The following is a 19,951-nucleotide window of genomic DNA, read 5'->3' on the forward strand; positions in this document are numbered from 1 at the left end:
TGGAAAAAACCCGATCAACCTGAAAACCTTGCCAGACCCCGGCGCGGCCCATCTTGGCCGTCGGCATCACCTACGCCGGAACACTCACCACGATAGCAATCAGGTCACGGAATGGGATCCGCCGGTCCGGTGCATTCGGCCTCGTTCGGTGAATGGCACGACCAGGTCGAGGAGACCGGGGAAATGCTCGTCGAACTCCTCACGCCGCAGGCGGATCGTGCGGCGGGCACCCTCGTCGCGCTGTTCCAGCAGGCCGGTCTCGCGCAACACGGAGAAGTGATGGCTGAGTGTCGCCTTGCTCACGCCGACGTCGAGCGAGCCGCAGGGCAGCTCCCAGTCTCTCGCCTGGGCGACACACCGCACGATGGACAGGCGGACCGGGTCGGCCAGGGCGGTGAGCACGGCCTCGATCGTCACGTCACGCGGATGCGTGTGCTGGGGTGGGCGGCGACCGGACATCGCCCCGATCTTAGGGCGTGTATCCCGGCAGGTAACCCGGCTCGGCCGTAGTGGTGGGCAGGAGTGGGGCCAGATCGGCCGACCGGCCGTACCGGGCCCCGTCGTTCGTGCTCGCCACGGCCTGCACGGCCTGGGCCGAGCTGATCACCAGGGCCCCGACCAGGGCCAGCGAGACGATGACGACGGCCGCGGCGGTCATCCGGGACCGGCGCGACCACCGGCCGAACCAGCCGAACCTCTCGGGCCGGGAGGGCATGGCGGGCGACCGATCGTGGCTCCTGGCCTGGTGGGGCAGGACAGGTCGCAGCGTGCGGGGTGCGGGGTCAGCGCGCACGACGGCCTCCGGGCGTGAGTGGACAGCGAGCAGGTTCTGGGTGGAGCGGGGTGGAACGAGACTGACGCTACCCACCGAAACCGAATCGACGGTCAAGTGCCTGCTAGGTCAGCGTTATCGCCGTCCACAGAGTTAACGCACTCCTATGTCAGCAGCTACGGAGCGACAAAAGCAGACGCGACGGGTCTATTGATCGATCAAGAGACCCGCCGCGGCGTGGCTGATACCTCAGGTGGCGGGAACCCCGTGCGGCCCCCCGGACCCGTGGGCGATGTCCGGCTCCAGGAAGATCAGCTTGGCCTCGGGCATCGCGGCACGCACCCGGACCTCGGCCTCGTTGATCGCCGCCGCGACCTCGACCGCGGACTCGGTCGGGACCACCGCGATCTTGGCCGCCACCATCAGCTCTTCCGGGCCGACGTACAGCGTGCGGATGTGGATGACGCTGTTGACGCCGTCCCCGACCAGCGCCGTCTTGATCCGCTCCAGGTCGGCCGGGTCGGCGCCCTCACCCACCAGCAGCGAGGACGTCTCCATGGCCAGGATCCCGGCGACGACGATGAGGAGTAGACCGATCATGGCGGTGCCGACCGCGTCCCAGCGACCGTCCCCGGTGATCAGCGTCATCGACACACCGAACAGGGCGAAGACCAGACCGGTCAGAGCCGCCGTGTCTTCCAGCAGGACCACCGGTAGTTCCGGGGACTTGGTCTCACGGATGAACCGCCACCAGTTACGCCCGTCCCGTGTCGGGTTGGCCTCCTGAATGGCCGTGCGCAGGCTGAATCCCTCCATCCCGATCGCGACCAGCAGCACCGCGACGGGCACCCACTGCCAGTTCTCGATCGGCTCCGGGTGGGACCACTTGTGGTACGCCTCGTAGAGCGCGAAGAGCCCGCCGACGCTGAACAGGATCACCGAGACGATGAAGGCGTAGAGGAAGCGTGAACGGCCGTAGCCGAAGGGGTGCTCCTCGTTGGCCTTGCGTTCTGCCCGCCGGCCGCCGACCAGGAGCAGCACCTGGTTACCGGAGTCGGCCAGTGAATGGATGCCCTCGGCCAGCATCGAGCTGGACTGGGTCAACCCGAAGGCGACGAACTTGGTGACAGCGATGCCCAGGTTGGCACTGAGCGCGGCGATGATCGCCTTGGAACCACCCTCGGTGGACATACGTTGACTTCTCTCCCAGTTGTTTCAGACCTTGAGGCGGGAGCAACCTACTACTTGCCTGGGAAAACCGATCTTCGAGCCGTCCTCAGTGAGTGCGATCACGCAGGTCAGCCACGTGCGGCGAGGTCAGCGGGTCGATACCGCCGGCCAGCGCCATGTACACGGACGCGAAGTCGGTGATGGACACCAGGTCGGCGAGTCGTTCCAGAGGGTGACCGGGGTCGGCACCGATCTCGGTCACCCGCACCCCCGCGTCTTCCGCGGTGGCCCGCACGGCGTCGGCGGTGCGGCTGGTCTCCAGCCACGACCCGTCGGGCCGGTCGAGCGTGGGCGCGGCGTCGCGCAGGAGCAGCAGGCGCATCTGGGGTGAGGCCGCAGGTACGTCGTCGAACTCGGGGTCGGCGAAGAGGTCGGCCGCCGGGCGCTTGGCCAGCGGGCCGTCGAAGGTCGCGACCACGTCACCGGCGTCGTCGGGCAGGGCACCCCGCATGGCCGGGACCCGGGCGGTGCGGGCCAGCATGGAGACGGCCCGCAGCGCGGCCACACCGGTCACGTCACCGTCGCCCAGCACCACCGGCACGACCCCGGACAGCTCCAGGGCCAGCGACTTCGCCGGGTTGACGAACGCGTCTGAGGAAGGGCGGTACTTGTCGGCCTGGGCGTCCAGCCGGTCGGCGACGCGCTCCAGCACCTCGCGGGAGGCGTCGGTGAGACCGAGCTCGTGCGCCACCGTGATCACCGGCACGGCCAGCGACCACAGGCCCATACGGGACGCCCGGGCGGCCGCGGTCTCGCTGCGCTGCACGGCGACGTGCACGCCACCGGTGCGCTCCGAGACCTCGGCGAGCGGGGACCTCGGCGCGCCGACGGTGAGCAGACGACACCCACGACGGGCTGCCTCGGCGGCGAGCCCGAGCGGCCCCGGGGCCCGGCCGGACATCGACACCGCGACGACCAGGTCGAGCGGGCCGACCCAGCCCGGCAGCGGGAGACCCCGCCGCACCGACACCGGCACCGGGGCACCACTGCCGGCCAGCAGGATCAGGACGTCACCGACGACGGCCGAGCCGCCGAGGCTGGCCACGACCACCGCACGCGGACGACCGTCGGAGACGATCTTCTGGATACCGGCCTCGGCCGTGGCCGACAGGGCCATCCGGACCTGGGCCCCGGCCATCGCCAGCGCCCGCAGGCTGCCGGAAGGGTCTGCCGAGGCCAGGCCGTCGGGGTCGTCGAGCAACTGTTCGTCGAGTGCCATCGTGCCGTTTCTTCGTAGCGGACGAAACAACAGAGTTTCGGAGCGGACGAAAGGAGCTGTCAGGAGCGGGTTCGCGCCTCGTCGACCAGCAGCACCGGAATGCCGTCGTCGATGCGGTAGGCCAGTGAGCAGCCCGTGCACTGCAGCTCGGGGGTGGATTCGGGCCCCTGGCCGTCGGCCAGGGCCGAACGGCAGCTCGGGCAGCGGAGGATCTCCCGCAGCCAGGATTCGATAGCGGTCACCGGGTCATCCTCGCGCATCCCCGCCTCAACTGGCGAGCTCGGCGACCCGGACCAGGCCGAGCACCTCGTCCCGCAGGCTCTCCATCACCGCCGGGTCAGCGGCCTCGGAGTTCAGTCGCAGCAGCGGCTCGGTGTTGCTGGGGCGCAGGTTGAACCACCACAGACCGGCCGGACTGCCGTCACCGCTGGGCGCGTCGGCCTCGTGGCTGACGGTGAGACCGTCCTGCCGGTCGATCTGCACGCCCGGACGGCCCTCGAAGGCCTTCACGACGCGGTCGGTGGCGAGCTCCACGTCGGACACCACCGAGTTGATCTCGCCACTCGGCGTGTACCGCTCGTACTGCGCGACCAGGCCGGAGAGCGGGCCGTCCTGCTCGCCCAGGGCCGCCAGCACGTGCAGCGCCGCGAGCATGCCGGTGTCGGCGAACCAGAAGTCGCGGAAGTAGTAGTGCGCCGAGTGCTCACCGCCGAACACCGCGTCGTGCTTGGCCATCTCGACCTTGATGAAGGCGTGGCCGACCCGGGTGCGCACGGCGGTGGCGTCGTTCTCGGCGATCACCTCCGGCACCGCCCGGGAGGTGATGAGGTTGTGGATGACGGTGGCCTTGCGGCCGGCCGCGCGCTCCTTGGCGATCTCCCGGGCCGCCACCAGCGCGGTGATGGCGCTCGGGCTGACTGGCTCGCCCCGCTCGTCGATGACGAAGCAGCGGTCGGCGTCGCCGTCGAAGGCCAGTCCCAGGTCGGCGCCGTGTGCGGGCACGGCCTTCTGCAGGTCCCGCAGATTGGCCGGGTCGAGCGGGTTGGCCTCGTGGTTGGGGAACGTGCCGTCGAGCTCGAAATACATCGGCACGATCTCGAGCGGCAGGTCGGGCAGGCCGATCGCGGCACCGAGCACAGCGGGCACGGTCAGGCCGGCCATGCCGTTGCCGGCGTCGACCACGATCTTCAGTGTGCGGCGGGACGGCAGCGGCACCAGGCCGCGCAGGTGCTCGGCGTAACCGCGCAACGTGTCCTGCTCCGAGACGGAACCGCGCAGCGCCGGCTCCGGTGCTTCCTCGCTGCCCCAGGTCGGGTGGTCGAGCAGCGCCTGCGCCAGGTCGCGGATCTCGGCCAGACCACTGTCCAGACCGATCGGGCGGGCGCCGGCGCGGCACATCTTCATGCCGTTGTAGCTGGCCGGGTTGTGACTGGCGGTGAACATCACCCCGGGCGCGTCGAGGGCGCCGCTGGCGTAGTAGAGCCCGTCGGTGCTGCACAGGCCGATCAGGACGACCTCGGCCCCCTCGCCGGTGACGCCGTCGGAGAAGGCCTGGACGAGGGCCTCACCCGTGTCGCGCATGTCGCGACCGAGCAGCACCCGACCGGGCGGGCCGTCGGGGTTGGAGGTGAGCACCGCGCGGGCGAAGGCCGAGCCCAGGGCCCGAGCGATGCGCTCGGTCAGCTGGGTGCCGACGAGGCCACGGATGTCATTGGCTTTGACGATTTCGGTGAGCTGGGCCACCTGCGCAGATTAGCCGAGGCACTGCCCGTGACGTGCCCGGATCCTGGGCGTCGCGACGTGGATAACGCGTTTTGGCTCGTTCGGCGGACCCAAACGCGCTATCCCGTCGCTGCGTGTCGCCGGGTTTCAGTTCTTCCGGGCCTTGTCGAGCACCGTGGAGACGCTCATGGCGTCACCGCCGTGCTCCCAGGTCTTGTGCTCGCAACGGTGGCACGAGGTGAACTCCACCGGGGTGCCGTCGGTCAGGTTCATCGACAACCGGGTCACCCGGGTGCTGCCGCAGGCCTGGCACTGGATCTCGGCACGGTGCTCGCGCTGGGTGAGAGAACCCAGCGGGATGGACGGGCCGGCCACGCGCCCGCGACGGCGGCCACGCGCCGGTGCACCGCTCGTCGAGTCCGCCGTGGAGGTCCGGGACTGAGGAGTCATAGGAGGGGAGATCCTTGCTTCGGACGACAGGGGAAGTGACCCACGGTGAGTTGTCACTCGAACGTGGGCTGCTGCGATGCTCCCTGTCATTCGGCGAGTCACACCGGCACCTTTAGTCACCGGAGCGTCGCGGCATCCGGGCTCTACCAGAGCGATCCGGACAGAATTCCTACCACCTACGACCACCTACGACTCAGGTGAGGGGCTCGCCGAGGATCGGGTCGCGCAGGACGCGCAGGTGCCCACGACGGCCGACCTCGACGGTGGAGAGCTCGGCGTCCACATCCGGCGGGAGTTCCGCGGGAGCGGGGCGCGCGGCCTCACGGACGGCATCAGCCAGCGCCAGGAGATCGTCGTGCGAGGGCGGCGGGGGCGCGAACTCACCCGGCGAGAGCCGCACGACCTCCCAGCCGCGGGGAGCTGTCAGGCGCTCGGCGTGCACGGCGCAGAGGTCGTAGCAATGCGGCTCGGCATAGGTGGCCAGGGGCCCCAGCACCGCTGTCGAGTCGGAATAGACATAGGTGAGGGTGGCGACCGCTACCCGCTGGCAAGCGGTCCGGGAACAACGGCGCACTCCACTCACGATTGAGAAGTTACTCCCTCATCAGGCGTACCGGCTGCACCGGCACGCCAACCCAATGCGCGTCGTCACCGGTACCGGCCCGGAACTGTCGACCGGGGTGACGTCTCACATCTTGCCCGATCCGTCCCCGGACGTCACGGATGACGGGCATCCCGTCGCAGGCCGGGGCGAATTTCGCAGCCGTCCGGCCCGCCTCCAGTAGGCTCGGATCTGTGGCCCGACCTCGCGCGATCCCGGATCCGGTGCCCCTTCCCGGCAGCGGCGGTCACCGCCCGAAACGCCGGGACCGGCGTGGGCGCGGCATGCGCGGGCAACTCCTTCCCCGCACTGTCCCGGCCTGGCGCAGCCGGGCCGACCGCTTCGACGACCTGGTGCTCGACGCCGTCGAGCGCCTGGAGGCCCGCTGGGCCCGCGAACTGGACGGCGTGGAGTTCGCCGTGGAAGACGTGCCCCCGAGCGATCCCTCCCCGTGGGAGCACGGCGAGGTGCCGTTGGGGCGGTTCTTCCCCGCCGACGGCGCCCTGCCGCCACGCATCGTGGTCTACCGGCGCCCGGTCGAGACCCGGGCCGCCGACTCCCAGGACATCGGCGAGCTGGCCCAGAGCGTGGTGGTCGAGCAGGTGGCCCACCTGCTCAACCTGACCCCCGAAGAGGTCGACCCGCGTTACAACCGGGACAGCTGACCCCGGCGACTGTCAGCCGACCGTCAATGCAGTCCCAGCCGGGCGTCGGCCACGGCCGTGGACGGCGCCCGGTCGGCCCGGGGTGGCTCGACCCCGAGCACCGTGATCACCGGGCCGTAGTCGTCGGCGGCGGTGGAGACCACCGAGGCCGCGACCGGCCCACCCCCGAACGCCGACACGTAGAACGCCGCAGCCTGCTCGTCCAGCGCGAACGCCGCGGCGGTACCGGCCCTCATCTCCACGTCGATCGGGTCGAGCCGCGACCCCCCGGCGTCGTACGGCGTGATCGTCAGCGAAGCGGCCTTGCCCGGGGCGGCCAGCGAGACCGTGGAGCGGGTGCCCGGCGGAAGCATCGTGTAACCGTTCCCCGTCAGGATCTTCGTGGCCGGCGCCGAGCCGAACTCGGTGGCGTGGTGTCCGGCCGCCGACGGACGACCGATCTGCGCACCCGCCACCACCGGCACGTCCGAGTCGATCACCGCCGTGTAGGTGCCGGAGGCGATGCCGTACACCGGAATGTCGGCCACTCCCCCTGCCGGCACGTTCACCACACCGGCCGTGGGCATCTCGACCGCCCCGGTAGAGCCGAGCAGCCGCAGGCGCACCACGGCCTCCTCGCTGCCGGGCACGGCCACCCGGATCGACGTGGAACCCGGTGCGGTGGTGTCGTCCGCGGTCTTGGAGTAGCCGTTGACCAGCGAGATGCCGGGCACGAGCTGACGCCGGGCGGCCTCGGCGGAGGGTGACACGACATCCACCCCCCCGGCGACCAGGCCACGCAGCACCGAGTCGTGCATCCGGGCCAGCACCCGGCCGGTGCGGGCCACCACGTGCACGGCCACGCTCTGCTTTCCGGGGGCCAGCGCGTCGACGAACACCGGGCTCTGACCGCCCGCGGGCACCACCACCCCGGTACCGGAGGGCGCCTCGGCCCGGCCGTCCTCACTGAGCACCGACACGTCGACCACCGAGGCGGTGGACGTCGGGTTCGACAGCACCAGCCGCAACCGCTCGCCGGAGACCGTTCCTCCGCCGACCAGCCAGGCCTCGGCCGCGGGCTGGTCGCAGCGACTCGCCGAGAGTCCCCGCAGATCACCCCGGGCCGTGACCGTCGACTGCACCGCGGACAGTTCCGGCGGGCTCTGCGGAGTGTCGTCGACCGCGGACATCACGACCGGTCCCAGGCTCCAGGTGGACAGCCCGCCCAGTGACCTCTCCCCCGCCTTCACCGGCAGCTCGAGCTCGGTGCCGGTGTGTACCGGAACATCGCTCACCGGAACGTTCTGACTGAGCCCTCGAACGGTTCCGGACAGATCGCCCCCGGCCTTCACCGTCGCCTCTCCGTCGCTGCCCGAGGCCAGCAGGGCACTGACCAGCACCCCGGCACCGGGACTGACCGCCGTGCCACCGTCCGGCACCACCAGGGTCTCCGGACCGGTGCAGGCCAGTGTCGGCGCCGAGATCACCGCGGGCAGGGTGCTCGAGACAGTACGGACCCCGATCTGCTCGGGCAGCATCGCGGCCCCGACCGCGATCCCCCCGGCGACCGTCAGCACTCCCGTTACCGAAAGAACTTCACGTGCGCGCTGATTCACGAACTCTCTTCCTCCCCGGAGCCGGCGGGAGCGTCAGTTCCCGCTTCCTGGCCGCGCTCACGGTTGGTTCCCCGATCCGATTCACCTCCAGTCTCCCGTGCCTCGAGGGGCCTTGCCGTGTCCCCATTTAGGGGCTCAGGGACTGCGGAATCAGTGAGACCCGCCGTTTTCGGAGAGTTTTCAGACGGTCGTGAATCGCCCGGTTCAGCAGGGGTTTCGTCGGCGGCGATTTTTTCGTTCTCCCGGGAGACCCTCGGGCCCGGCGGCAGAGAACGCACCGAGCCACCCCGCAGCGGCCGGAGGACCGGGGCCGCTGCTTCGGGGGCGGGGTTTCCGGTCGGCGGGGTTCCGGCCAGTGGATCCCCGGTCGGCGGGGTTCCCATCGGCCGGACTTCGGCCGAATGGTCCTCCGCGCAGGAGGCTTCGGTCCCCGGAACTCCCGACTGCGGGACATCGGTCGGCGCGACGTCGATCTGCCGGGATTCGTTCCTGGTCGCCTCGTCCCCGGCCCTGTCCACCCCCGGAGCTGCGGCCGCAGATGCCTCGGTTCCGGAGCTCCTGGCTTCCGATCCTTCGGCCGGCGACGCCTCCGGCGCCTGCGCTTCCCGGGTCCCGGGTCCTGCGGCCACGGATTCCGGGCCCGCCCCGGCCCCGTCCTTCACGCTTCTCCCGCCCGGCGTCTCCCCCGCCGAATCATGTTTCACAACGGGCCACTTCCGGTCGGGAACAGGCATGACCCGGCCCTCCCGGACTCCGGTGGCGGCTTCATCGGCAACCCCGGCTCCAGGTGCGGAACCGACCCCGGAGCCAGTCCCGGTTCCGGCTGCGGTCCCGATGATGGAGGACGCGTCCACCGACGGTTCGGGGTCGGTTCCGGCAGCCGCCACGGCCGCCGCCGGATCCGAAGTCCCAGCTTCAGCGGCGGTCCCGACACCACTCACGCCCCCGACCGAGGTCACGGGCCCGATGATGGAGGACGCGTCTGCCGACGGTTCGGCTGGTGGTCGCCGGCCGGTGGGCTTCACGGAGCGGGTGAGCCGCTGCCGTTTCTCGTCAGCAACCGTTCCCCTGGCGGCCGACCCCTGGTCGGCCCTTCCTCCGGACACCGTTGCCCCGGACACCGTTGCCCCGGACACCGTTGCCCCGGACACCGTTGCCCCGGACACCCTGCCCTCGGCCGCCAATGCCTCCGCGGCTTGGCGGGCTGCCCGGCGGCGGCGACGGGAGGGCCGGTCGGCCATCGCATCGTCCGCATCGGCCGCCTCGAGGGCCAGGCTGCGGGCCAGGTCGGCCATCCGGGCCTGGTGCTGGGCGTAGGACTGACCCGATCCGTCCGGACGAACCACACCCGAACGAGTTTCGGTTCCACGCGGGTGGTCCAGAGCGTCGCCGGGCCGGCGGACACGGCGGCCGGTACTGCCCGCCGGCATCGGCACGGGCTGTTGCGAGCGCCACGACTTGGGCGGGGGCAGCAGTCTCGGACGGCGACGGGGCAGTGGCACCGCGGCGAGCAGGGCCAGGCCCAGCACACCGAGCCGGGTCAGGTCGAGCGCTTGGCCGCCGGTGCCGTCGGTGCCGTCGTGCCGCACGACCAGCGTGCCGCCGTTCCGGGGCAGCTCGAACGCCTGCGCCCAGCCGGCGTGGTGGGTCGGCACCAGTGGGGTGCCGTCGAGCGTGGCGGTCCAGCCGGCATCGGCCCGCTCGCTGAGCACCAGCTGCCGGGCGGCCTCACCCTCACCGAGCCGAGCGGTGAAGTCGACCCCCGGGGCGGGGACGGTCGCGAGCAGATCGCCGCTCCCCGACAGGACCCGGACCCGGGCCGGGCGATTCGGCGGCGGGACCGCACCCGATGCGTCCTCGGCAACGGCGTCCCCGGAGACCGGCTCGCCCCCGGACTCCGGCTCGCCCCCGGACTCCGGCTCGCCCCCGGACTCCGGCTCGTCCCCGGGCTCCGACGCTGCCAGTTCGACCCGCCACAGCACCTTGCCGCCGGAGTTGCTGACCCGCACCAGACCGGGCGCGACGTCGAGCGCGTCGACGGCGGCGTCAGCCGCGGCCGGGTCGGCGGGCCGGCCCGTGAGCAGGAGCACCGAACCGATGTCGAGATCGGCGAAGCGCGAACGCTGGTCGGCCCCGGAACCGGACAGCAGGCCACCGATCGCCTTCAGCACCGGTTCGTCGGCGGCCGCCCGGGCGGCCGAGGCGGAGGGGGTCAAAGAGGCAGCGGACTCCTGCCCGGTCTCGGGACCGCCCGTCCGGTAGAGGGCCCAGCGCACGCCGTCGCGGGTGGGCTGGACGGTGAGGGTGCGGGTCGCGGCCGGGCCGTTCGCCTCGGCGGCGGCCACGGCGGGCAGCACCACCGGGTCGGCCCGGTGCACCCAGCGGTTCGTGCTGCCGGTCCAGCCGTCGGCGGCCCACGAGGTCAGCACCAGCAACGGCGTGATCACGGCCAGCGTGCCCACGGCGACGGCGCTCCAGTGCCGCACCCCGATGCTGCGCCGGCGCAGTCGCCCGGCCGCACCGTCCAGATGCGACAGCGCGGCGACCAGCAGCGCCAGTAGGAGCAGCGAGACGGCGGGACCGGACCAGCCGTGCAGCAGCCCTTCGGAACTGCGCCGGGTGTCGGCGACCGGGATCACCACGGCGGTGCCGAGCGCGGCCAGGGCCACCAGCCAGGACCGGACGGCGGTCCGGCGACGCCGCCGGCCGAGGAGGGCCATGAGGCCGAGCAGGAGCGGCGGCACGACCACGACCACCGCGAGACCCCGCAGCCACAGGCCGGCGTCACCGGCACCGGTGAGATCGGCGACGAGGACGGCCAGCCGGTGCACCGGGCCGTGATTGATGACGGCCGGGTCGGCGGGCCACAGCAGGGCGGCCCAGCCGGGCGAGCCGGGTAACACCGCGCTCGCACCCCCGGGCTCGGCGAGCAGCAGCCGCGCGTCGTTCGCCACGGCCATCCACCAGGGCATGAGCAGCGTGACCGGAACAGCAACTGTCCACACCAGCAGACGACGCCCGTGCCGGGCCGTCAGCGCCAGCAGGAGCACCGCGAACAAGGCCGGTGGCGCCAGGGCCGGCGAGGCGGCGATCAGGACGGTGAGAGTGAGCCCAGCACCCGACGCCGCCGCCAGTGAGGCTCGTCGGCGTACCGGTGCCCCGGGGAGGGGGTCGGCCGGCCGCAGCCCGACGGCCCGGGACAGTGCCAGGGCGGTCAGCGGCAGCATCAGGTGCGCGACGATCGCGGCCAGGCGCCCGGCGGTGACCGCGAGGACGAGCGACGGCGCGGCGGCCCAGACCAGCGCGGCCCAGGCCCGCAACGCGCGGGACCGGGTCACCGCGGCAGCCGCCCACCAGGCTGCCAGCGAAGCCAGGGGCAGGGCCGCGAGCAGCAGGAACTCGGTGGCGACCCGGGTGGAGCCGGCGAACGGCCAGGAGAGCAGCGCCAGCACCAGGTCGAACGGGTCGGCGACCGCGGACAGCCCGAGCCCGGTGGGACGCCAGTCCGACAGCCCCCGTGACCAGAGTTCGGCCGCCGTGGCGGGGGCGGGGATCAGCGCGTCGGCGACCGGGGTGCCCGTGCCGCGCAGCAGCACCCGCAACGCCACCAGCCCGGCGGCACCGGTCAGGGCCGCGACGCTCAGGCCGATACGCAGACCGGCCGGGCGCCGGGGCCGATCCCGTTCGTCGTCGAACCGGACCTCGTCGGCGACGTCGGCGGGAACGGCCGGAACCAGGTGTTCGCGCACGTCGACGACCAGGTCGTCCGGCCCTCCGCCGGACGTGCCCGATCGGGCAGCGGAACCTGTTCGCCCGGCGCGGGCGGCGACCGAACCCGGCGCGGGCCGGGCCCAGGCCTCCTCCTGCGCCAGCAGGTACGACGACAACCGGTCGCGCCGCTGACGCAGCGCCGGGCGGGTGCCGGCGAGCAGGCTGCGGTACTCCCGGCGAGACATCCGGCGGCCCTTACGGGCCCGTCGGCGGGCCCGTACCCAGGCGATCGGGCGGCCGGCCGCCAGCACGTACGCGGCGAGCTCGGCCATCGCCCGGTCGGGCTGGCGGAGGGCGAGCCGGGCCAGGGCCCGCATCACCGCGGCCGCGCCGAGCCAGACCAGCAGGAAGGGCAGCAGGAGCAGCGGGGCCGAGGCCAGCCGCAGGTGCACGGCGGCCCTCCGGTCCCGCCGGGCCCAGGCCGCAGCACCGGCGCCATCCGCGCGCAGGCCCGACGCCGTCGCCTCGGCGTGCGCCATCACGGCCTGCGGCACCACCACCACGCGCTCGCCGGCCAGGTGCGCCCGGCGGCACAGATCGAGGTCGATCCGGGCGTCGGCCAGCGCCGGGTCAGGACCTCCGAGCCGGTCCCAGAGATCGCGCCGGACAAGCATTCCCGGGGTCGCGACGGCCAGCACGTCACTACGGTGGTCGAGCTGCCCCTGGTCGTAGTCGTCGACGTCCACCCCGGTGACCCGGGTGCCGAGCACCGACGTGGTGAAGCCGACGTCGAGCAGGCGACGACCGTCGGTCCAGCTGACCTGCTTGCAGCCGGCGATGCCGATCGAGGGGCCGGAGTCGATCGTCTCCACGAGGCGCCGCAGGGCGTCCGGGGCCGGGGCGCTGTCGTCGTGCAGCAGCCAGACCCATTCCGTCGGCGTCCCGGAAATACCCGCCGGTTGCCGATTTTCCCCGGCCGCCGTCAAGGCAGCCGCAACCGCGTCGCCGAAGCCGGTCCGGGCATCGACCCGCACCACGTCGGGGGTGGCGATGGCCAGCATGTCGGCGGAGTTGTCGCAGGAGCCCGCATCGACCGCGACGAGACGGTCAGGACGCCGGGTCTGCGCCTCGAGGGCATCCAGGGTGCGGGGCAGGAAGGCCGCCCCGTCGTGAGCGACCAGCACAGCCGTCACGGCGAGGGCCGGACCGGGTTCGGCGGGTGGCTGCCAGTTCGACCAGTCGACCTCGTCGCCCGGCTGCTCCAGCTCTGGTTCGACGAAAAGCAGTTCCGGACGCCGGATTTCGACGCCGGACCCGGCCTTGGTTAACGGTGCCTGGCCATCAAGGCTCACAGCGAACGTCTCATGAGAAAACTCTTGAGGGGGTCTTCAGACCGCCTGCTTCTTCACCCGGCGGCGCTCACGCTCGGAGAGCCCGCCCCAGATGCCGAACCTCTCGTCCTTGGCGAGTGCATACTCCAGGCACTCCGCCCGCACCTCGCACGACATACAGACCCGCTTGGCCTCACGGGTGGAGCCGCCCTTCTCCGGGAAGAACGCCTCCGGATCGGTCTGCGCACAGAGTGCCCGCTCCTGCCATGCCAGTTCTGGCGGCAGGCCGTCGGAACTCGTGGCAACCAGGGTGAGAACATCCAGCTCGGCCGAATTATCGCTCTGCTCTGCGTCGTTCGCGCTGTCGCTGATGATGATGTCACCTGCCGCCATGAGCTCGTGCACTTGGCGCCTCCCTCGAACCAGGCCCCTTTGACAGGGCGTTCCCCCCACTAAGCGTGATGGCGCGCATACGTTAGGTGATTTCATGCTGTCGACACCAATGAAATTACACGCGTGTCGTGCCACGTGCGTCAAGCTGGAATCTGGTAGATGCTTCCGTTTGACACGTGCATCATCCCGTGTAATACGCGGATTTTCACCCGTACCGATCGGGTGAAGACAGGACATACCGAGCCGTGACGTCTGGGGCCGATGCGCCCCTTGCGATCATCGTCACGGCATGCGTTCCACAGCGGCCGGAAATGGGCCGAGAAAATGTCATCCTGCCGCCCTACACACCCCTCCCCCGTTCGTCGGGGCGAAATCCTCCGTTGCAGGTGCCAACTCCCGGTTGCGTGCCTTCGGTTCCCTGTGATGAGCACCGATGGGTCCCGAATGATGCTCCTCCCGCCGATCCGCGACCAGTGCACTGCCGTATGTATAGGTAGGTGCACCCCCGCACCCCTACGGCGGGCATCGTGCTCGCGATGTCCGGAGCCAAGCCCCGTTCGGGCGTCTGAAAGGATCACGGCATGCGCATCACGGCTTTGGCCGGCGGGGTCGGCGGCGCACGCTTCCTCCGCGGTCTTCTGCACCATCTCGACTCCCGTCCGGACTCGGGCGACGGACCCCACGAGGTCACCGTCATCGGGAACACTGCCGACGACGTCACCCTGCACGGGCTCCGGATCTGCCCCGACCTCGACACCGTCATGTACACCCTCGGTGGCGGCATCCATCCCGAGCAGGGCTGGGGCCGGGCCGGGGAGACCTTCGGCGTGGCGGCCGAGCTCGAGGCCTACGGCGCCGAGCCGCAGTGGTTCACCCTCGGCGACCGCGACATCGCCACGCACCTGGTGCGCACCCGCATGCTCGGCCTGGGCTACCCGCTCTCCGCCGTGACCGAGGCGCTGTGCGCCCGGTGGCAACCGGGCGTCCGTCTGCTGCCCATGAGCGACGACCCGATCGAGACCCACGTGGTGATCGACGACCCGGACGCCGATCCGGCGCCCGACGGCTCCCCCGCGGTGAAGGCGGTGCACTTCCAGGAGTGGTGGGTGCGCCTGCACGCCGCCGCCCCGGCCCGGCAGATCCTCGCGGTCGGCATCGACCAGGCCAAGCCCGCCCCCGGTGTGCTCGACGCGATCGCCGACGCCGACGTGGTGGTGCTGCCCCCGAGCAACCCGGTGGTCTCCATCGGCACGATCCTGGCCGTGCCCGGCATCCGCGACGCGATCCGCGCGACCAAGGCCCCCGTGGTCGGAGTCTCCCCGATCATCGGTGGCGCCCCGGTGCGCGGCATGGCCGATGCCTGTCTCACCGCGATCGGGGTCGAGACCTCGGCCGCGGCGGTGGCCGACCTGTACGCCGACTTCCTCGGCGGGTGGCTGGTTGCTCCCGGTGACCACGGCAGCGTGATGCCCGACGAGGTCACCCTGCGGGCGGTGCCGTTGCTGATGACCGACCTGGAGGCCACCGCGGCCATCGCCGGTGCGGCCCTCGATCTGGCGCAAGAGCTGGCCGGAGAGTCGGCAGGCCGATGACCGGCGAGCTCCTGGTGGTCCCGGTCCGGGGCATCGGTGAGGTCGGGATGGAGGACGACGTGGCCGCCCTGGTCGTGTCGGCTCTCGACACGAACGGGCAGAAGCTGACAGACGGTGACGTTCTCGTCGTCTCCAGCAAGATTGTCTCGAAGGCCGAGGGACGCACCGTTCCCGCGACCGACCGGGACGAGCAGATCACCGCCGAGTCCCGGCGTCTGGTCGCGGCCCGGCGAACTCCCGGGGGCCTGGCCCGCATCGTCGAGGCGGCAGCCGGGCCGGTCATGGCGGCGGCCGGGGTGGACAACTCCAACGTCGCCCCGGGCACCGTCCTGCTGCTGCCCGTCGACCCGGACGCCTCCGCCCGCGTCCTTCGTTCCGCCCTGCACACCCTGACCGGTGCGAACGTGGCCGTGATCGTCACCGACACGGCCGGGCGGGCCTGGCGGGACGGGCAGACCGACTTCGCCCTGGGCTGCGCCGGGCTGGCACCCACCGAAGACCTGCGCGGTACCGCCGACACGCACGGTCAGCGGATGGAGGTCACGGTCCGCGCCGTCGCCGACGAGCTGGCCGCGGCGGCCGACCTGGTCAAGGGCAAGCTGCAGGGCGTCCCGGCAGCACTGGTGCGAGGTTTCGGCTCCCACGTCCTGGCGGTGGACGCGCACGGTCCCGGGGCCGCGATCATGTTGCGGCCCGCGGCGACCGACTGGTTCCGGTACGGCCAGGTGGAGGCCGTGCGCTGGTCACTGGGGGTGGATCCGGCCGCGGTGGAACCCCCGGCCGTGCCCCCGAGCCCGGTGCTGGACCGGCTGCTGCGCGCGGTCGAGGTGGCCCTGGCCGCACCCTCACCACTGACCGGGGTGCCCGCCCCGGTCTGCGTCACCACCGTCGACGACGAAGGCCTGCTCGTCGTTCCTGAGCTGCCCGCCGACCCGATCGCCCTCGGTGCGCTCGCCCAGCGGCTGTCGGCGGCGGCCTGGTCGGAAGACCTGACCGTGACGATCACTCTGGAGCCGCGCGGGCTGCGCGTGCTGGCGCGGTAGGTGGGAGCCGGCGTGCTCAGCGCGGTAGGTGGGTCGGGAGCGTCATCCGCGGTGCCCGGCGGGGACGGGTGACGGCGTCGAGCTCCAGCAGTTTCTGCACCCGGTAGCGGTGCCCGCGGTAACACTCGATCACCTCGGCGCAGCCCGCGTCGTCCATCACCGTGCCGGTCAGGGCCCAGGAGACGTTGCGGGACACGTGGTAATCGGCCCAGGAGAACGCGTCGGGGTCACCGTGCGCCCGCTGCCGGACCTCCGCCGCCGTCCAGATACCGATGCCCGGCACGGTACGCAGCATTCTCGCCGCCTCGTCGTGCGGCAGGTCCACCGTCGCCTCCAGGCGGCCGGCCACCTGCGCGGCCGCCAGCACGGCACGGCGCCGGGCCTCGTCCACCCCGGCCTTGAGCCAGACCCACGACGGGATCTGGCGCCAGGTCGCGGCGTCGGGCGGCACGTACAGGCCGGTCGCCTCCGGTGCCGGTCCCGGAGCCGGCTCGCCGAACTTGACCACCAGGATGCGCCAGGCCCGCCGCGCCTCCAGCCCCGTGACCCGCTGTTCCAGGGCCGCCGGCACCAGTGCCTCGAACACGGCCCGGCTGCGTGGTACCCGGTAGCCGGGCCGCGAACGCCAGGCCTGCACCAGCTTGGCGTGCTCGGGCCGGGGCACGAACCCCGAGGCGTCATCACCCTCCCCGAGCAGCTCCGGCACCCCGTCGAGCACCCACTGCGCGCCCGCCCCCCAGGCCGTGGCCTCCACCTCACCGCCGGTGATGCGCACGACCAGACGCACGAGCGCCGGACCGTCGGGGGTGCGGGTGGCACGCCAGATCGGGTCGCCCGGCTGCGTGCGGAAACACGGGTCGGATCCGCCCCGCCGAAGACCGGACAGAATGTGGTGCACCGAGATCGGGGCCGCAGGACGGTAGGTGCGGCTCGCCGAACGCACCGGGGTGACGGTGCGGGCCGCCGTGAGCCGGGCCGGCTCCTTCCGGGACCGGGGCGCACGGGCCGCGGTCGCCGGTTCCGCGCAGTGCCCGCCCAGCCCCGAGACTCCCGAGAACTGGCCGCGGGTAACGATCCCGCCCGTCCGGGCGGGGTTGCGCCGGGTGGGTCCGTCGCTGATGGTCACCTGCACATCCTGCACCGGGCAAGGGATCGGCGCGCGGAACCCACGCGGATTCAGGTCCTGTCGGGCGACACTCCTTGGTGACAGAACCGGGCGCTTCGGTCAGATGATGGGATGTTCGGGTGACTCGGCGGCCGGCTGGGTCCGACGGGCGGCCAGGATGCCGGCGCCCGCCGCGAGCAGGTCGACGGCGGTGAAGAGGACCCGGGAGATCAGCACCACCACGACCACCTTGCCGTGGTCGTCGAGCACCGTCGACAGCACGGCGGCGAGGGCGACCTCGCGGGCCCCCGCGCCCGCCGGGGCGATGATGATGACGAAGCCGACCGCCCAGGCCAGGGCGTAGCCACCGATCAGCAGGAGGGCGGTGGAGGCATTGGCGTCGGCGCCCAGCGGCACGCTGAGGGCCCAGACCTGCAGGCCCGCACCGACCCAGGAGCCGATGGCCCACAGCGTGGAGACGACGGTGCCACGGCCGGAGGTGCGCTCGGGCAGCCCTTCCTTGCTGACGATGCGCAGGGCCCGGTCGACGAGGCGCCCCATCACGGCGGGGTGCAGCACGACGGCCAGGGGAACCACCAGCAGCACGGCCCAGCCGAAACCGTCGGGCAGGGCGTCGGGGGCGAACGGCACGGCGATCAGCACCACCAGCAGGGCGCTGAGCACCGACAACAGCATGCTGACGACCGTGGCGGTAGCCGTGCGGCGGCGGGGCACGTGGTGATCGCGGCCCAGCTCGGTCTGCATGACCACCGGCCAGACGCTGCCGGGCAGGTACTTGCCGAGCTGGCCGACGAAGAAGATGCGGGCCGCGACCGGCAGTCTCAGCCGGGAGCCGAGGTCGGCCAGGAGGGTGCGCCAGACCATGCCGGCGAGCGCCACGTTGAGCACCGTGGCCAGGGCCGCGAAGGCCAGCCAGCCCGGGCTGAGCTGGGTGACGGCGTCGGCCACCTCCTCGCGGCGGCTGAACACGGCCCAGACCGCGAGCGCCACGAGCAGCAGGCCGAAGGCGACCCGGAACGAGCGGCGGCGGCTGAGCTCACTGGCCCGGCCCGCGAGCGCGCCGATCCGCCCGATCAGGGCCTGACCGGAACCGTTGCCGGTAGCGGGAGGCGACGTCGCCTCGTCCTTCGTTCTGGTTGGCTCGTCGGCGCCACCCACCGACTCGATGTCAGCCTCTGACTTCCCACCGGTGTCGTCCTCAACAGCCGGGAACTCGTTCGCTCCGCCGGTGTCCGGACCCGAGGGCGCGCTCACGGCTGCCGCGACTCGACCGGGACAACCCCGGTCAGTGCCTCGACATAGCGGTCCCAGGGGCCGGCCAGGTCGATGTCGGGAAGGCCGGCGCGCAGGCGGTCGAGCTCACCGGGGGCCGTGAGCTGCTTGAGCGCGGTGACCAGGGCGGGCACGTCGGCGGATGGCACCAGCAGGCCGTCGACGCCGTCGTGCACGTCGTCGGGGAAGGTGCCGACGCTCGTGGCGAGCACCGGCAGGCCGTGGGCGTGGCCGAGCAGCACGTTCTGCGAGGCGGTGGCGTGCCGGTAGGGCAGGGCCAGCACGTCGTGCGAGGCCATCAGGGCGGGGATGTCGACGCCGGCGACGTAGCCGGGCATCACGTGCACCCTCGCGGCGAGCGCCGGGTCGGCGGCCAGTTCGCGCACCCGCTCACCGGCCGCGCCCCACTGCTCACCGGCGACGGTGACGGTCACCTCGGGCACACCCTTCGCGGCCTCGAGCAGCAGGTCGTAGCCCTTGTACTCACGCACCATGCCGAGGGTGAGAACACGCAGCGGGTCACCGGCGGACCGCGGGGCGCGCCCGGCGGCGAGCTGACGGCCGGCCGGCTCGGGCAGGCCCCCGGGCAGGTGCGGGGCCAGCGGCACAGTCACCACGGGACGCCGGTCGAGGCCGAGTTCGTGGGCCAGCCGGGCCTGTTCGGCGGAGTGCACGACGATGCCGTCGACCGAGCGCAGCATCTGGCGGATCAGGAACTCGCCGCCCGGGTGGGTCTCGTGCGGCACCACGTTGTGGGCGATGGCGATGATGCGGGGCTTGGCCGCCCCGACCCGGCGACCGCGGGAGGCCATCCGGATCGAGCGCACGAGCGCCAGCAGCGACGGCACCTGCACCGGCACGACCACGACGATGACGACCAGGTCGACGTCGCGCAGGGCCTTGCCGGTGCTCCACCAGGAGTTCGGGCGGTCCCAGCGCAGCGGGCGGGTGGTGTTCGGGAACGGCGGAAGATCCGGGCCACCGTCGGGCACGGCCTGCTCACCCGGGTAGAGCGCGTGCGGGTAGAGCCGGGACCAGGAGACCAGTTCCACGTCGTGACCGGCGGCGGCCAGGGCGTGCGCGGTCTGCGTGGTGTGCGCCGCCACGCCGCCCTTGAACGGGTGCGACGGACCGACGACCGCGACCCGCAGGGGCCCGGGGGGCTCGATCGGGTCGGGCCGGTCAGGCGGGTCAGGTAGATCAGGCACCACGAACAACTCCGCCATCAG

17 protein-coding genes are annotated in these 19,951 nt (G+C 72.2%); 3 read left to right on the forward strand and 14 right to left on the reverse strand.

Annotated features, from left to right (window positions below):
- Positions 1-99 precede the first annotated feature (99 nt).
- The 8 genes from QSK05_RS08865 to QSK05_RS08900 form a co-directional block, all read right to left on the reverse strand.
- Positions 100-459 (reverse strand): ArsR/SmtB family transcription factor, encoded by a 360-nt coding sequence (locus QSK05_RS08865; protein WP_285595881.1) that lies wholly within the window; start codon positions 457-459, stop codon positions 100-102.
- 10 nt (positions 460-469) lie between these two features.
- Positions 470-793 (reverse strand): hypothetical protein, encoded by a 324-nt coding sequence (locus QSK05_RS08870; protein WP_285595884.1) that lies wholly within the window; start codon positions 791-793, stop codon positions 470-472.
- A 228-nt stretch (positions 794-1,021) separates the two neighbouring features.
- Positions 1,022-1,963, reverse strand: coding sequence for a cation diffusion facilitator family transporter (locus QSK05_RS08875; RefSeq protein ID WP_285595887.1), 942 nt, complete (start codon positions 1,961-1,963; stop codon positions 1,022-1,024).
- A gap of 85 nt (positions 1,964-2,048) precedes the next feature.
- Entirely contained in the window at positions 2,049-3,221 is a 1,173-nt protein-coding gene (locus QSK05_RS08880; protein ID WP_285595889.1) for an SIS domain-containing protein, read from the reverse strand.
- 59 nt (positions 3,222-3,280) lie between these two features.
- A complete protein-coding gene (locus QSK05_RS08885) occupies positions 3,281-3,481 on the reverse strand; it encodes a Trm112 family protein (RefSeq protein WP_352300526.1) in 201 nt (66 codons plus the stop codon).
- A 7-nt stretch (positions 3,482-3,488) separates the two neighbouring features.
- Positions 3,489-4,964 (reverse strand): phosphomannomutase/phosphoglucomutase, encoded by a 1,476-nt coding sequence (locus QSK05_RS08890; protein ID WP_285595895.1) that lies wholly within the window; start codon positions 4,962-4,964, stop codon positions 3,489-3,491.
- Positions 4,965-5,090: 126 nt separating this feature from the next.
- On the reverse strand, positions 5,091-5,393 hold the full coding sequence (locus tag QSK05_RS08895; RefSeq protein WP_285595897.1) for a hypothetical protein: 303 nt from the start codon (positions 5,391-5,393) through the stop codon (positions 5,091-5,093).
- 193 nt (positions 5,394-5,586) lie between these two features.
- Positions 5,587-5,976, reverse strand: coding sequence for a DUF3499 domain-containing protein (locus QSK05_RS08900; RefSeq protein WP_285595899.1), 390 nt, complete (start codon positions 5,974-5,976; stop codon positions 5,587-5,589).
- A gap of 212 nt (positions 5,977-6,188) precedes the next feature.
- On the opposite strand from QSK05_RS08900, the gene QSK05_RS08905 reads away from it, so the two are divergent.
- Complete coding sequence (locus QSK05_RS08905; protein WP_285595901.1) at positions 6,189-6,659, forward strand: metallopeptidase family protein; 471 nt, start codon at positions 6,189-6,191, stop codon at positions 6,657-6,659.
- A gap of 23 nt (positions 6,660-6,682) precedes the next feature.
- On the opposite strand, the gene QSK05_RS08910 is transcribed toward QSK05_RS08905, so the two are convergent.
- From QSK05_RS08910 to QSK05_RS08920, 3 genes are read right to left on the reverse strand one after another with little or no spacing between them, the layout of a single operon-like run.
- Positions 6,683-8,254, reverse strand: coding sequence for a DUF5719 family protein (locus QSK05_RS08910; RefSeq protein ID WP_285595904.1), 1,572 nt, complete (start codon positions 8,252-8,254; stop codon positions 6,683-6,685).
- Positions 8,251-13,317 (reverse strand): glycosyltransferase, encoded by a 5,067-nt coding sequence (locus QSK05_RS08915; protein WP_285595906.1) that lies wholly within the window; start codon positions 13,315-13,317, stop codon positions 8,251-8,253. The genes QSK05_RS08910 and QSK05_RS08915 overlap by 4 nt, the downstream gene beginning before the upstream one ends.
- A gap of 36 nt (positions 13,318-13,353) precedes the next feature.
- Positions 13,354-13,689 carry a WhiB family transcriptional regulator gene (locus QSK05_RS08920; RefSeq protein WP_502879747.1) on the reverse strand — a complete coding sequence of 112 codons (336 nt, stop codon included), beginning with the start codon at positions 13,687-13,689 and terminating at the stop codon, positions 13,354-13,356.
- Positions 13,690-14,270: 581 nt separating this feature from the next.
- Between QSK05_RS08920 and cofD the strand changes: the two genes are divergently transcribed.
- Positions 14,271-15,281, forward strand: a complete 1,011-nt coding sequence (gene cofD, locus QSK05_RS08925; RefSeq protein WP_285595912.1) for a 2-phospho-L-lactate transferase — start codon at positions 14,271-14,273, stop codon at positions 15,279-15,281.
- Positions 15,278-16,324 carry a coenzyme F420-0:L-glutamate ligase gene (cofE, locus tag QSK05_RS08930; RefSeq protein WP_285595915.1) on the forward strand — a complete coding sequence of 349 codons (1,047 nt, stop codon included), beginning with the start codon at positions 15,278-15,280 and terminating at the stop codon, positions 16,322-16,324. Before cofD ends, cofE begins: the two co-directional genes overlap by 4 nt.
- A 16-nt stretch (positions 16,325-16,340) precedes the next feature.
- Here cofE and QSK05_RS08935 read toward each other — a convergent pair whose 3' ends face one another.
- From QSK05_RS08935 to QSK05_RS08945, 3 genes are all read right to left on the reverse strand, one after another.
- Positions 16,341-17,450, reverse strand: a complete 1,110-nt coding sequence (locus QSK05_RS08935; RefSeq protein ID WP_285595918.1) for a DNA-3-methyladenine glycosylase family protein — start codon at positions 17,448-17,450, stop codon at positions 16,341-16,343.
- Positions 17,451-17,549: 99 nt separating this feature from the next.
- A complete protein-coding gene (locus tag QSK05_RS08940) occupies positions 17,550-18,704 on the reverse strand; it encodes a lysylphosphatidylglycerol synthase transmembrane domain-containing protein (RefSeq protein WP_285595919.1) in 1,155 nt (384 codons plus the stop codon).
- Positions 18,701-19,948, reverse strand: a complete 1,248-nt coding sequence (locus QSK05_RS08945; protein ID WP_285595921.1) for a glycosyltransferase family 4 protein — start codon at positions 19,946-19,948, stop codon at positions 18,701-18,703. The genes QSK05_RS08940 and QSK05_RS08945 overlap by 4 nt, the downstream gene beginning before the upstream one ends.
- Positions 19,949-19,951 lie beyond the last annotated feature (3 nt).

This window comes from Kineosporia sp. NBRC 101731 (assembly GCF_030269305.1).
In the GTDB taxonomy this organism is placed as follows: domain Bacteria; phylum Actinomycetota; class Actinomycetes; order Actinomycetales; family Kineosporiaceae; genus Kineosporia.

What these genes read in the sequence shown, in the direction of transcription:
- QSK05_RS08865 (WP_285595881.1), bottom strand. Translation starts at nt 459, where the DNA reads ATGTCCGGTCGCCGCCCACCCCAGCACACGCATCCGCGTGACGTGACG.
- QSK05_RS08875 (WP_285595887.1), bottom strand. Translation starts at nt 1,963, where the DNA reads ATGTCCACCGAGGGTGGTTCCAAGGCGATCATCGCCGCGCTCAGTGCC.
- QSK05_RS08880 (WP_285595889.1), bottom strand. Translation starts at nt 3,221, where the DNA reads ATGGCACTCGACGAACAGTTGCTCGACGACCCCGACGGCCTGGCCTCG.
- QSK05_RS08885 (WP_352300526.1), bottom strand. Translation starts at nt 3,481, where the DNA reads ATGCGCGAGGATGACCCGGTGACCGCTATCGAATCCTGGCTGCGGGAG.
- QSK05_RS08895 (WP_285595897.1), bottom strand. Translation starts at nt 5,393, where the DNA reads ATGACTCCTCAGTCCCGGACCTCCACGGCGGACTCGACGAGCGGTGCA.
- QSK05_RS08920 (WP_502879747.1), bottom strand. Translation starts at nt 13,689, where the DNA reads ATGGCGGCAGGTGACATCATCATCAGCGACAGCGCGAACGACGCAGAG.
- cofD (WP_285595912.1), top strand. Translation starts at nt 14,271, where the DNA reads ATGCGCATCACGGCTTTGGCCGGCGGGGTCGGCGGCGCACGCTTCCTC.
- cofE (WP_285595915.1), top strand. Translation starts at nt 15,278, where the DNA reads ATGACCGGCGAGCTCCTGGTGGTCCCGGTCCGGGGCATCGGTGAGGTC.
- QSK05_RS08945 (WP_285595921.1), bottom strand. Translation starts at nt 19,948, where the DNA reads ATGGCGGAGTTGTTCGTGGTGCCTGATCTACCTGACCCGCCTGACCGG.